The organism is Noviherbaspirillum phoenicis (genome assembly GCF_047237965.1).
Taxonomy (GTDB): Bacteria; Pseudomonadota; Gammaproteobacteria; order Burkholderiales; family Burkholderiaceae_D; genus Noviherbaspirillum_A.
The window spans coordinates 480,223-492,539 of record NZ_JBDFLX010000002.1 but is presented as its reverse complement, the minus strand read 5'-3'; the positions used below and the strand labels follow the sequence as shown (position 1 = coordinate 492,539).

General features: G+C 65.0%; 10 protein-coding genes. 6 read left to right on the top strand and 4 right to left on the bottom strand.

Features of this window, described 5'->3' with window-relative positions:
* Positions 1–8 precede the first annotated feature (8 nt).
* The 3 genes from tcuA (at position 9) to ABC383_RS21820 (ending at position 3,691) form a co-directional block, all read left to right on the top strand.
* Entirely contained in the window at positions 9–1,421 is a 1,413-nt protein-coding gene (gene tcuA / locus ABC383_RS21830; RefSeq protein WP_413017182.1) for an FAD-dependent tricarballylate dehydrogenase TcuA, read from the top strand.
* Positions 1,408–2,619, top strand: coding sequence for a tricarballylate utilization 4Fe-4S protein TcuB (tcuB, locus tag ABC383_RS21825; RefSeq protein ID WP_413017180.1), 1,212 nt, complete (start codon positions 1,408–1,410; stop codon positions 2,617–2,619). Before tcuA ends, tcuB begins: the two co-directional genes overlap by 14 nt.
* A gap of 91 nt (positions 2,620–2,710) precedes the next feature.
* Complete coding sequence (locus tag ABC383_RS21820) at positions 2,711–3,691, top strand: Bug family tripartite tricarboxylate transporter substrate binding protein (RefSeq protein WP_413017178.1); 981 nt, start codon at positions 2,711–2,713, stop codon at positions 3,689–3,691.
* 625 nt (positions 3,692–4,316) lie between these two features.
* Here the strand turns inward: ABC383_RS21820 and ABC383_RS21815 are convergent.
* Positions 4,317–5,465, bottom strand: a complete 1,149-nt coding sequence (locus tag ABC383_RS21815) for an IS481 family transposase (RefSeq protein WP_413011093.1) — start codon at positions 5,463–5,465, stop codon at positions 4,317–4,319.
* A gap of 764 nt (positions 5,466–6,229) precedes the next feature.
* On the opposite strand from ABC383_RS21815, the gene ABC383_RS21810 reads away from it, so the two are divergent.
* Both ABC383_RS21810 and ABC383_RS21805 read left to right on the top strand, forming a co-directional pair.
* Positions 6,230–7,519: a PQQ-dependent sugar dehydrogenase gene (locus ABC383_RS21810; protein WP_413017176.1), complete on the top strand. Its 1,290-nt coding sequence runs from the start codon at positions 6,230–6,232 to the stop codon at positions 7,517–7,519.
* 2 nt (positions 7,520–7,521) lie between these two features.
* Complete coding sequence (locus ABC383_RS21805) at positions 7,522–8,139, top strand: c-type cytochrome (RefSeq protein WP_413017174.1); 618 nt, start codon at positions 7,522–7,524, stop codon at positions 8,137–8,139.
* A gap of 22 nt (positions 8,140–8,161) precedes the next feature.
* On the opposite strand, the gene ABC383_RS21800 is transcribed toward ABC383_RS21805, so the two are convergent.
* Entirely contained in the window at positions 8,162–9,217 is a 1,056-nt protein-coding gene (locus ABC383_RS21800; RefSeq protein ID WP_413017172.1) for an NAD(P)-dependent alcohol dehydrogenase, read from the bottom strand.
* A 152-nt stretch (positions 9,218–9,369) separates the two neighbouring features.
* Here ABC383_RS21800 and ABC383_RS21795 point away from each other — a divergent pair, with 152 nt between their 5' ends.
* On the top strand, positions 9,370–9,549 hold the full coding sequence (locus tag ABC383_RS21795; protein ID WP_413017170.1) for a hypothetical protein: 180 nt from the start codon (positions 9,370–9,372) through the stop codon (positions 9,547–9,549).
* A 786-nt stretch (positions 9,550–10,335) separates the two neighbouring features.
* On the opposite strand, the gene ABC383_RS21790 is transcribed toward ABC383_RS21795, so the two are convergent.
* Together ABC383_RS21790 and ABC383_RS21785 are read right to left on the bottom strand one after the other, a co-directional pair.
* A complete protein-coding gene (locus tag ABC383_RS21790) occupies positions 10,336–10,935 on the bottom strand; it encodes a peroxidase-related enzyme (protein ID WP_413017168.1) in 600 nt (199 codons plus the stop codon).
* Positions 10,936–11,005: 70 nt separating this feature from the next.
* A complete protein-coding gene (locus ABC383_RS21785) occupies positions 11,006–12,316 on the bottom strand; it encodes an MFS transporter (RefSeq protein WP_413017166.1) in 1,311 nt (436 codons plus the stop codon).
* Position 12,317: the final 1 nt, after the last annotated feature.

Genomic DNA, 12,317 nt, shown 5'->3' with positions numbered 1-12,317 from the left:
GAGTGACGATGGTCGACGTATTGGTGATCGGCGGCGGAAACGCCGCCCTGTGTGCCGCCCTGATGGCGCGCGAGGCGGGCGCCTCGGTGCTGATGCTGGAATCGGCCCCGCGCGAATGGCGCGGCGGCAATTCCCAGCACACCCGCAACCTGCGCTGCATGCACGATGCGCCGCAGGACGTGCTGGTGGACGCCTATCCCGAGGAAGAGTACTGGCAGGACCTGCTGAAGGTGACCGGCGGCCTGACCGATGAAAAGCTGGCGCGGCTGGCCATACGCGCCTCGTCGAACTGCCGGCCGTGGATGCAGAAGCATGGCGTGCGCTTCCAGCCGCCGCTGTCGGGCGCGCTGCACGTGGCCCGCACCAACGCCTTCTTCATGGGCGGCGGCAAGGCCCTGGTGAATGCCTACTACCGCAGCGCCGAGGCAATGGGCGTCAAGGTGCTCTACGAGACGCCGGTCGACGCAATCGAACTCGATGAAGGCCGCTTCGTCGCCGCCCGCAGCGGCGCAAGGCGCTTCGAGGCCCGCGCCTGCGTGCTGGCGGCCGGCGGCTTCGAGTCCAACCGCGAATGGCTGCGCGAAGCCTGGGGCCAGAACGACGCCGGCGAATGGCCGGCCGATAATTTCCTGATCCGCGGCACCCGCTTCAACCAGGGCGTGTTGCTGAAATACATGATCGATGCCGGCGCCGACGTGATCGGCGATCCGTCGCAGTCGCACTGCGTGGCGATCGACGCCCGCGCGCCGCTGTATGACGGCGGCATCTGCACCCGCATCGACTGCGTCTCGCTGGGCGTGGTGGTGAACCGCCAGGCCGAGCGCTTCTACGACGAGGGCGAGGACTTCTGGCCCAAGCGCTATGCGATCTGGGGCCGGCTGGTGGCCGGCCAGCCCGGGCAGATCGGCTACTCCATCATCGACGCCAAGGCCGTGGGGCGCTTCATGCCGCCGGTGTTTCCCGGCACGGTGGCGGGCAGCCTGCCCGAGCTGGCGGACAAGCTAGGCCTGCCGCGCGAGCAGTTCATGCGCACCCTGTCGGACTACAACGCCGCCTGCCGCGTCGGCACCTTCGACCACACCGCGCTCGACGACTGCCATACTGAGGGCCTGGCCCCGGCCAAGACTCACTGGGCGCGGCCGATCGATACGGCGCCGTTCTATGGCTATCCGCTGCGGCCGGGCATCACCTTCACCTATCTCGGCCTGAAGGTCGACGAGCATGCCGCGGTGCATTTCGGCGGCCGGCCCAGCGACAACCTGTTCGTCGCCGGTGAAATGATGGCCGGCAACGTGCTGGGCAAGGGCTATACCGCCGGCGTCGGCATGTCGATCGGCACCGCCTTTGGCCGCATTGCCGGCACCCGCGCCGCCGCCGCGGCGCTCGAAGCGAAACAAGGAAAACACCATGCAGCAGCTTGAAGCGCTGGTGCGCGATGCGCGCGACCAGGTATCTCCCTCCGAAGACCGCGTGCTGCGCAATGCCGGCGGCCCGCAGCCGGAATTCCAGGTGCTGGCCCTGACCGGGCCCGAAGCCGAAGTGGCGCGCCAGATGCAGATCTGCAATGCCTGCCGCTATTGCGAAGGCTTCTGCGCGGTGTTCCCGGCCATGACGCGCCGGCTGGAATTCGGCAAGGCCGACGTCAACTACCTGGCCAACCTGTGCCACAACTGCGGCGCCTGCTATCACGCCTGCCAGTACGCGCCGCCGCACGAGTTCGCGGTCAACGTGCCGCATGCGATGGCGACGGTGCGCGGCCAGACCTATGCGGAGTATGCATGGCCGCCCGCATTGGGCGCGCTCTACAAGCGCAACGGCCTGACGGTGGCGCTGGCGCTGGCGGCCGGCCTGGCGCTGTTCCTGGTGCTGGCGGTGGCGCGCAACGGCACGCTGCTGCATGCGCCGCTGGCCGGCAATTTCTATGCGATCTTCCCGCACAACCTGATGGCGGCGATGTTCGGCGCCGTATTCGGCTTCGCCGTGCTGGCGCTGGGCATCGGCGTGCGCCGCTTCTGGCGCGACGTGTCGCCCGGACAAGCCACCGCCCCGGCAGTGGCCGAAGCGGCGAAGAATGCGCTGACGCTGAAATACCTGGACGGCGGCCATGGCGACGGCTGCAACGAGGAAGACGACCGCTTCACGCTGGCGCGGCGGCGCTTCCACCATTTCACCTTCTACGGCTTCATGCTGTGCTTCGCCGCCACCTCGGTGGCCACGCTGTACCACTATCTGCTGGACCTGCATGCGCCGTATGCGCTGACCAGCCTGCCGGTGCTGCTCGGCACCGCCGGCGGCATTGGCCTCCTGATCGGACCGGCCGGCCTGCTATGGCTGAATCTCAGGCGCGATCCGGCGCAGGGCGACGTGAAGCAGCGGCCGATGGACCGCGGCTTCATCGCGTTGCTGCTGCTGACCAGCGCCACCGGCCTGGCCCTGCTGGCCTGGCGCGACAGCGGCGCGATGGGCCTCCTGCTGGCGGTGCATCTGGGCGTGGTGATGGCGCTGTTCGCCACCCTGCCGTACGGGAAATTCGCGCACGGCATCTATCGCAGCGCAGCGCTCTTGAAGTCGGCCATCGAAAAGCGACAGGCCAACAAGCTGCAGCTCGGCTCGGACTGAGCACCTTCTTCCGAAGCGCCCGACCCATCGACCGTGGTTCGCCAGGGGCGATGGGGTGGGCGCATGCACCAGAATCAACAAGGAGATTTCCATGACTTTCCCACCCGGCCGCCGTTTCGCGCTCAAGGCCATCGCACTCGCACTGACCGCCATGCCGCTGATGGCCGCGGCGCAGGACTATCCCAAGCGCCCGATCACCCTGGTGGTGCCGTTTGCCGCCGGCGGCGGCACCGACAGCATTGCCCGCGAGCTGGGCAAGTTCCTGTCCGACCGCCTGGGCCAGCCGGTGGTGGTGGACAACCGCGGCGGCGGCGGCGGCGCGATCGCCGCGAAGTCGGTGGCCCGCGCCGACCCCGACGGCTACACGCTGCTGTTCGTGACCTCCACCTTCGTCACCCATGCGGCCACCGAGAAGAAGGCATCGTATGACGTGAAGAAGGACTTCACCCCGATCGCGATGATAGGCCGCGGCCCGCTGATGGTCGTCACCAGCAAGGGCATGGGTTTCAAGAGCGTGAAAGACCTGGTGGCGGCCAGCAAGAGCAAGCCCGAAGGGCTGGACTTCTGTTCTTCCGGCGCCGGCAGCGTCACCCACCTGGCGGGCGAACTGTTCGTGCAGAAGACCGGCGCCAAGCTCACGCATGTGCCCTACAAGGGCAGCGGTCCGGCCACGGTCGACTTCCTCGCCGGCCGCACCCACGCCTTCTTCGCCACCTTCCCGACCATGCTGCAATACGTGAAGTCAGGCGCGGTCGACATGATCGCCACCACCGGCGCGCAGCGCTCGTCCCTGTTTCCCAATGTGCCGACGGTAGCGGAAGCCGGCATCCCGAATTTCAACATCACCACCTGGTGGGGCATCGTCGCACCCGCCGGCCTGCCGGCGCCGATCGTCACCAGGCTCAATGCGCTGGTCAACGAGGCGTCGGCCAAGGAGCCGTTGAAGGGACGGCTGGTGAGCGAAGGCGCGGAAGCCTACAGCGCCACGCCGGCGGAGTTCGGGACCATGCTGGGGACGGAGCTGGCGATGTGGCGGGAGGTGGTGAAAACGGGAAATATCAAGGTGGATTAAGGGAGCGCTGACGCTGGTCAGGAGGTAATTGCGGTTGCCGTTGCCGTTGCGGTTGCCGTTGCCGTTGCGGTTGCCGTTGCCGTTGCGGTTGCCGTTGCCGTTGCAGTTGCCGTTGCCGTTGCCGTTGCAGTTAGGGTCCCCGTCTGTGTACCGCCGTGACGGCGATGCCCGGAGCGGGAAAAGGTGCGGCGTCTGTCTGAGCGCCGCGCAGCGGAGCGAGTTTAGCCGCGCCCCGCTCCGGGTATCGACGGCACGGGAACCCCGCGCAGCGGGGCGGCACAGTCGGGGTCGCCTTTTTTGGTTACTTTTTTGGCGAAGCAAAAAAGTGACTCGCCCGCCGGGGCGAACACCCGGCCTGGTCATGATGCGAGGACATGCGCATTGGGTCACCAGGCGTAAAGACGTCAATGCGAAGCAGTAGTTGCTTTTGACGTTAAGCCATGTTCAACGAACACGTCAAAGACAACACCGACAGTGCTGCCCGCGCCTTGCCGGGTGACGCAATGCGGCTGCACTGCCGTGGAGACAAGCCGGGAATCCGTCCCGGCGGCCGGGTCACTTTTTTTGCTTCGCTGTATAGACCGGGGACATAGGTTACACATGTGCCGGGACATGGGTAACAGATTTAATCGTGCTTTTCGGCATCGCGCAAGTCGATTTGGCCAAATCGCTGATGCGCAAAGTACAGGTCATAGATGCCGTCCTGGCCTGACAGGGCGCGGGCCGCAATACGATGCCTGTGCAAGGCGCTGGAGACGCGAAAGCTGCGCTTGTGGAACTTCACATGCCCGTTCCACCCGACGGTCTCCACCAGGTCTTCCTGCGGATAAACAATCTCTGGCAATCGCTCGGGATAGGCCAGACGGCTTTGCCGGAACCGGGTTACCGGCGTGGCCATGCCGATGGCTTCATGCGGCCGCTCGTTGTTGTAGATCATTCGCCAGCGGTCGAATGCGTTCTGGACCTCCTCAAGGTCAACGAAGTGACGCCCGTGCAGCACATCTGCCTTGAGCGTGCGATGGAAACGTTCGTCCTTGCCATTGGTCTGTGGATGAGCCGGACGACTGTGACTGATGCGAATGCCCAACTGAATCAACCAGATGGTGAGCTTGGTGATGCCGTGTTCGTGCTGCGACGGACTGCCCCATGGAGAACCGTTGTCAGCGTTGATCCGTACTGGCATGCCGTGATGGCGAAAGGCAGTTTCCAGAGCTGCCTGCACAGTGGCAGTGTCCGGGTTCAGGCAAGCCTGCAGGACGATGTTGTAGCGTGAATGATCATCCAGCACGGTCAGTGGATGACACGTGGCCTGGCCGGTCTGGAAATGGCCCTTGAAGTCGATCTGCCAGAGATCATTGGGCTGGGCATGCTCGAAGCGCTGCCAGGCGGTGCTGTTTGCGCTTGCCTTTTCTGAGATCAAGCCATGTCGATGCAGAATCCGGGTAATGGTGCTGGGGGTTGGCACCTGGATGTGACCCTGATTGAGCAGGCTGCGATGAATCTTGCGGCCGCCCCAGGTGGGATGTTTCAGACGCACCTTCACTACCAGCTCTTCGTTTGCCTGGCTGGTACGCAGTGGCGTATTGCAGGGTCTGCGCGAGCAGTCCTGCAGGCCAGCAGGGCCCTGCGTCATGCTGCGTTCACGCCATTTGTATCCTGTCTTGCGACTGATTCCAAAACGCGTGCATAGGGCACTGAAGTTCACGCCATCCTGCTGCGCTAGCGCCGTAAATTCTTGTCGAAGGGTCATCATGTCAACGTCTTTCCAGGGCATGGTTAGAGAATCCTTTGGCTTGATATGGAATACGCCAAAGTGTTACCCATGTCCCGGCACAGTTGTTACCCATGTCCCCGGTCTATACACTTCGCCAAAAAAAGTAACCAAAAAAAGGCGACCCGGTGATCGCGCCCCGCTGCGCGGGGTGCCCGTGCCAGCGGTACCCGGAGCGGGGCGCGGCTAAACTCGCCAAGCTGCGCTTGGCTCAGACAGACGCCGCACCTTTTCCCGCTCCGGGCACCGCTGACACGGCGCGCTCAACGGGACTTCACTGCAACTGCAACTGCAACTGCAACTGCAACTGCAACTGCAACTGCAACTGCAACTGCAACTGCAACTGCAACGGCCACTTCAAAAACAACGGCCACGGCCACGGCCACGGCCACGGCCACGGCCACGGCCACGGCCACGGCCACGGCCACGGCCACGGCCACGGCCACGGCCTACCTGGCCTTTCTCCGCCGCCTCGGCGACACCAGCAATCACGTCCCGTCCCGAAGCATGCCTTGCGTCTGGACATAGGGCACGGCGGTGGGATGGGCAAGGCGTTGTACTTCTCCGTATAATCGACCGCACAATTAAAAGTACAGGCACGGAGACATCGCTATTACCCCCTTTCCCGCAACGCCCTTGCAGGCTGCGCCGCACCGCAGACGGTGCCCGGCTGCCATGCCGGCATGGCGGCGCATGCACTACGTATTCAACCTGTCCAACCACCAGCCCGGTATCGGGCGCACAACCAGAAAAAAAGGAGAACCCGCATGAATCATGCATGGAAGCTGAGCGCGCTCTGCGCCGCCATTGTGTTCGGACCCGCCGCGATGGCGCAGCAGGCAGCCGCGCCCGCGGCCGCACCCGCCGCCACTCCAGCTGCTGCACCCGCCGCTGCCCCAGCCGCTGCACCTGCTGCCGCTCCGGCGCCGGCATGGAAGCAGGGCATGGCGGAGGGACAGGCCAGCTCGCCGCTGCATCCGTTTGCGCCGCACATGACTGGCCGCGCCGCCAGCGAACTGCCGATCGACAAGCTCAAGGTGCCGGCCGGCTTCAAGGTCGAGGTCTGGGCCGAAGGCGTGCCCGAGGCGCGCTCTCTGGCGCTGGGCGACAAGGGCACCGTGTTCGTCAGCAACCGCAACCTGTCGAATGTCTATGCTATCGTCGACAAGGACGGCAAGCGCGAGGTCAAGACCCTGTTCAAGGGCCTGAACAGCCCGAACGGCGTGGTGTTCGACAAGGGCACCCTGTATGTCGCCGAGCGTCACCGCATCACCCGCTACGACAACATCGAGAGCCAGCTCGACAGCCCGCCGCAGGCGGTGGTGGTGGTGGACAACCTCGACCCGCACAAGCAGCCGGGCCACTTCTGGAAGTACCTGGCGATGGGCCCGGACGGCAAGCTCTACTTCAACATCGGCTCGCCACAGAACATCACGATGCCGACCTATATGGAAGCGGTCATCATGCGGGTCGATCCCAAGACCGGCGTGCTGGAAAACTATGCGCAGGGCGTGCGCAACAGCGTCGGCATGGCCTTCCATCCCAAGACCAAGCAGCTGTGGTTCACCGAGCATGCGCGCGACTGGATCAGCGACGACATGCCGTCCGACGAGCTCAACGTGGCAACCAAGCAGGGCGAGCATTTCGGCTTCCCGTATTGCTTCCAGGGCGATTTCCTTGATCCGCAATATGGCAAGAACCGCTCCTGCGCCGACTTCACCAAGCCCAAGCTCAACCTCGGCGCGCACGTGGCGCCGCTGGGCATGCGCTTCTACACCGGCAAGATGTTCCCGGCCAGCTATACCAACAACATCTTCATTGCCCAGCACGGCTCCTGGAACCGCACGACCAAGCAAGGCTACAACGTGGTGCGCGTGACCATGGACGGCAAGGGCAATGCCAAGTCCGAGCCCTTCCTGGAAGGCTTCATGACCGACGAGAAGGCCGACCCGCCGATGTGGGGCCGGCCAGCCGACGTGCTGCAGATGGCCGACGGCTCGCTGCTGGTGTCGGACGACTATAACGGCATCATCTACCGCGTGAGCTACAAGAAATGACGATGTCCCGCTCCCTGTTGTCCAGGCGGGCGGGCGCGGCGGCCTGGGCCGCCGCGCTCCTGCTGTCAGCCCATGCCGGCCAGGCCGTGGCCGGCGCCGAGGAAGGCCGCGCCAAGGCCCAGGCCTGCGTCGCCTGCCATGGCGAGAACGGCAATTCGACCAACCCCGCCTTCCCGTCGCTGTCGGGCCAGCCCAAGCAATTCATCGTCTCGGCGCTGTACCAGTTCCGCGAAGGCAAGCGGCAGAACGAGATCATGTCGCCGATGGCGGCCAAGCTCAGCAATGCCGACATGAACGACCTCGCCGCCTATTACTCGGCGCAGCCGGCGCCGGCCACGCAGCACAAGACCGCGCCGGCCAATGTCGAGAAAGGCAGGCAGCTGTCGGTGCAGAACAATTGCGTGGCCTGCCATGCAGCCAACCTGATGGGCCAGCAGCACATCCCGCGCCTGGCCGGGCAGCACAAGGATTACCTGCGTGCCCAGCTCGCCAGCTTCAAGGCATCGACCCGCGGCGAGATGGACGGCGTGATGACCTCCGCCGCCCAGGCGCTGACGCCGGACGACATCGACGTGCTGGCCGACTACCTGGCCGGCCTGCCGGTGACGGCGGCGAAGTAGATGCAGCGTCCCTGCCTTCCCATCAGGGCGTGATCGCCACCTTCAGCACGCCGTCGCGCTGATTGGCAAACAGGTCGTAGGCCTGCTCGATCTGGTCCAGCCTGAAGCGGTGCGTGACCATGGACTTGAGGTCAATGCGGCCGGAGGCGACCACGTTCATCAGCCGGCGCATGCGTTCCTTGCCGCCAGGGCAGAGCGTGGTGATGATCTTGTGGTCGCCCAGGCCGGCGGCAAAGGCGTCCAGCGGCAGCGACAGCTTGCCGGAGTACACGCCGAGGCTGGACAGCGTGCCGCCCGGCTTCAGCACCCGCAGGCAGCTTTCGAACGTCTGCTGCGTGCCCAGCGCCTCGATCGCCACGTCGGCGCCCTGCCCATGGGTAATGCGCATGATCTCGTCGACCGGATTGACCCGGGTGTAGTCCACCACGATATCGGCGCCGAGGCGCCTGGCCATCGCCAGCCGCGCCGGCACGCCATCGACCACGATGATGCGGCTGGCGCCCTTCAACTTCGCGCCGGCGGTGGCGCACAGGCCGATCGGCCCCTGGGCAAACACCACCACCGTGTCGCCTATCCGTATGCCTCCGCTTTCGGCGCCGCCGAAGCCGGTGCTCATGATGTCCGGGCACATCAGCACTTCTTCATCGGTCAGGCCATCGGGTATCACTTCCAGGTTGGCCATCGCATTCGGCACCAGCAGGTATTCGGCCTGTGCGCCGTCGATGGTATTGCCGAAGCGCCAGCCACCCATGGCCTTGCCGCCGCACTGCGACGGGTGGCCATCGAGGCAGGTATGGCATTGGCCGCATGGCGTGATGGCGCCGGCCACCACGCGCTGCCCGACCGCATAACCCGTCACCCCCGGACCGAGCGCCTCGATCACGCCGACCGGTTCGTGGCCTATCGTCAGGCCCTGCGCCACCGGATATTCGCCCTTGAGGATATGCACGTCGGTGCCGCAGATGGTGGTGGTGGTAATCCTGACCAGCGCCTCACCCGCGCCTGGCGTGGGGACCGGCTTCTCGTCCAGGACGATTTTTCCAGGGCCCTTGAATACCGCTGCTTTCATGGTGCGCATCGCTTGACTCTCCTTGGAGGTTCGGGCCGGTCGCGGCGTGCGGCCGGTGGGGTGTGCGGCCATGTTAGGAAAGGAAGGGGTAGGGCGGTTGACCCAGGTCAAAAAATGCCGGATCGGTTTGGGTGGGGCGGGAGTAGGGATGGGGGAATTTTATGGATAGGGGAATCTCAGATAGAACGGATGCCGTTGCCGTTGCCGTTGCCGTTGCCGTTGCCGTTGCTGTTGCTGTTGCCGTTGCCGTTGCCGTTGCCGTTGCCATAGCTTTTGACGTTGCCGTTGGTTTTGAAGTGGCCTTTGCCGTTGCTTTTGAAGTGGCAGTGAAATCCCGTTGAGCGCGCCGTGTCAGCGGTGCCCGGAGCGGGAAAAGGTGCGGCGTCTGTCTGAGCGCCGCGAAGCGGAGCGAGTTTAGCCGCGCCCCGCTCCGGGCACCGCTGACACGGGAACCCCCGCGCAGCGGGGGCGCGATTACCGGGTCGCCTTTTTTGGTTACTTTTTTGGCGAAGCAAAAAAGTAACCCGGCCGCCGGGACGGACTCCCGGCTTGTCTCCACGGCAGTGCAATCGTATTGCGTCACCCGGCAACGCACGGGCAGCACTGTCGTAGTTGATGTTGACGTTCGTATTGAAACTTCAAACTTCAAACTTCAAAAGCAACTGCTGCTTCGCAGTGACGTTTTTACGCCAGGTGAAACAAGCCGACTGCACTGTCGTCATGACCAGGCCGGGAGTTCGCCCCGGCGGGCGACCTACTTCTTTTGCTTCGCCAAAAGAAGTAGGCAAGAAAAGGCGACCCGGTGATCGCGCCCTCGCTGCGCGAGGGTCCCCGTGCCGTCGATGCATGGAGCGGGGCGCGGCTAAACTCGCCAAGCTGCGCTTGGCTCAGACAGACGCCGCACCTTTTCCCGCTCCACGCACCGACGGCACGGCGCGCTCAACGGGACTTAAAGGCAACCGCAACCGCAACCGCAACCGCAACCGCAACGGCCACTTCAAGAGCAACCGCAACCGCAACGGCCACTTCAAAAGCAACCGCAACTGTCGCTGCGCGCACGTCAAAATCAACGGCAACCGCGAGATGCCGGACTCTACCCACCAAATCCCACCCCGCCAGAACCCTCCCTACCCAGGCTTCTTCTCGCGCGGAATACGACCCAGCAGATGAAACTCCGAATTGGGCATCATGCCCGACAGGTTCGCCATCCGGTTCGACAAGGCAAAGAACGCGGCGATCGCGCCAATGTCCCAGATGTCCTCATCAGTGAACCCGTGGTCATGCAGCGCGGCGAAGTCGGCATCCTCGATGGCATGGGAAGCATTCGACACCTTCAGCGCGAAATCCAGCATCGCCCGCTGGCGCGGCGTGATCGGCGCCTTGCGGTAGTTGGTTGCCAGATGGTCGGCCAGCAGCGGGCTCTTCTCGAAGATGCGCAGCAGCGCGCCATGCGCCACCACGCAGTAGAGGCACTGGCTCTGGGCACTGGTGGCCACCACGATCATTTCCTTCTCGCCCTTGCTGAGGCCGCCTTCGCGCAGCATCAGCGCGTCGTGGTAGGCGAAGAAGGCGCGGTATTCGTCCGGACGGCGCGCCAGCTTCAGGAACACGTTAGGCACGAAGCCGGACTTCTGCTGCACTTCCAGGATCTGTGCCCGGATGTCCTCCGGCAGGTTGTCCAGCTCGGCCAGCGGATAGCGTTCGTCGGCGCCTTGGGTCGTCTGCATGTCGTCTCCTCCTTGTAGGTTGGACATGCATCTTAACCGAGGCGCCGGCCCCGATGGGCCGCCACGCGCGTCACGCGAACCGGGTGGCGCGCGCCCGGCCGGTCGCCAGCAGCGCCAGCAGCGTCAGCAGCGCCGCCGCCGCGAGGTAGTAGCCGACATAGGACAGGCCGTAATGGCTGGCCAGCCAGGTCGCGATGTAGGGCGCGAGCGAGGCGCCGAGGATGCCGGCGAAATTGAAGGTCAGCGACGAGCCGGTGTAGCGCACTTCGGCCGGGAACAGCTCGGAGAGCAGCGTGCCAAGCGGGCCGTAGGTCATGCCCATCAGCGCCATGCCCAGCGACATGAACAGCGTGACCTGGACCATGCTGCCCGAGCCGAACAGCGGCGCCAGTACCAGCCCGAACACGATGATGGCGGCCGATACCAGGATCATCGCGGCGCGCCGGCCGTAGCGGTCGGCCAGCACCGCCGACGCCGGGATGGTCAGCGCGAAGAACAGCACCGAGAACAGCTGCAGCTGCAGGAACTGCGGGCGGCTGTAGCCGAGCGCGCTGGTGCCCCAGCTCAGCGCGAACACCGTCATCAGGTAGAACAGCACGAAGGTCGCCAGCGCCATCACCGTGCCCAGCACCAGCGTCAGGCCATGCTCGCGAAACACCGTCACCACCGGCACCTTGACCCGCTCGTTCTTCTCAAGCACCTTCTGGAAGGCCGGCGTCTCGGTGATCTTGAGCCGCACGAACAGGCCCACGCCCACCAGCAGCGCGCTGGCCAGGAAAGGGATGCGCCAGCCGTACTGGAAGAACTGGGCGTCGCTCAGCACTTCCGACAGCAGCAGGAAAATGCCGCCCGACAGGAAGAAGCCGATCGGCGCGCCCAGTTGCGGGAACATGCCATACCAGGCGCGCTTGCCCGGCGGCGCGTTCTCGGTCGCCAGCAGCACCGCGCCGCCCCATTCCCCGCCCAGCCCCAGGCCCTGGCCGAAGCGGCACAAGGCCAGCAGCATCGGCGCGGTCGCGCCGATGCTGGCATACGTGGGTAGCAGGCCGATCACCACCGTGGAGACGCCCATCGTCAGCAGCGCCGCCACCAGCGTGGCCTTGCGGCCAATGCGGTCGCCGTAGTGGCCGAATACGGCCGAGCCCACCGGGCGGGCGAAGAAGGCGATGGCAAACGTGGCCAGCGACTGCAGCGTGGCGGCCGTGGCGTCGCCGGGCGGAAAGAACAGCTTCGGAAACACCAGCACCGCGGCGGTGGCGTAGATGTAGAAGTCGAAGAATTCGATGGTGGTGCCGATCAGGCTGGCAAACAGCACCGTGCCACGGGAATTGGCGGGAGGGGGATTGCCCGGCAGCGCGCTGCCGGCTGGATGACTTTGCATG

Coding starts and splice junctions, on each gene's coding strand:
- tcuA (WP_413017182.1), top strand. CDS start 9: ATGGTCGACGTATTGGTGATCGGCGGCGGAAACGCCGCCCTGTGTGCC.
- tcuB (WP_413017180.1), top strand. CDS start 1,408: ATGCAGCAGCTTGAAGCGCTGGTGCGCGATGCGCGCGACCAGGTATCT.
- ABC383_RS21820 (WP_413017178.1), top strand. CDS start 2,711: ATGACTTTCCCACCCGGCCGCCGTTTCGCGCTCAAGGCCATCGCACTC.
- ABC383_RS21815 (WP_413011093.1), bottom strand. CDS start 5,465: ATGCCCTGGAAAGACGTTGACATGATGACCCTTCGACAAGAATTTACG.
- ABC383_RS21810 (WP_413017176.1), top strand. CDS start 6,230: ATGAATCATGCATGGAAGCTGAGCGCGCTCTGCGCCGCCATTGTGTTC.
- ABC383_RS21805 (WP_413017174.1), top strand. CDS start 7,522: ATGTCCCGCTCCCTGTTGTCCAGGCGGGCGGGCGCGGCGGCCTGGGCC.
- ABC383_RS21800 (WP_413017172.1), bottom strand. CDS start 9,217: ATGCGCACCATGAAAGCAGCGGTATTCAAGGGCCCTGGAAAAATCGTC.
- ABC383_RS21795 (WP_413017170.1), top strand. CDS start 9,370: ATGGATAGGGGAATCTCAGATAGAACGGATGCCGTTGCCGTTGCCGTT.
- ABC383_RS21790 (WP_413017168.1), bottom strand. CDS start 10,935: ATGCAGACGACCCAAGGCGCCGACGAACGCTATCCGCTGGCCGAGCTG.
- ABC383_RS21785 (WP_413017166.1), bottom strand. CDS start 12,316: ATGCAAAGTCATCCAGCCGGCAGCGCGCTGCCGGGCAATCCCCCTCCC.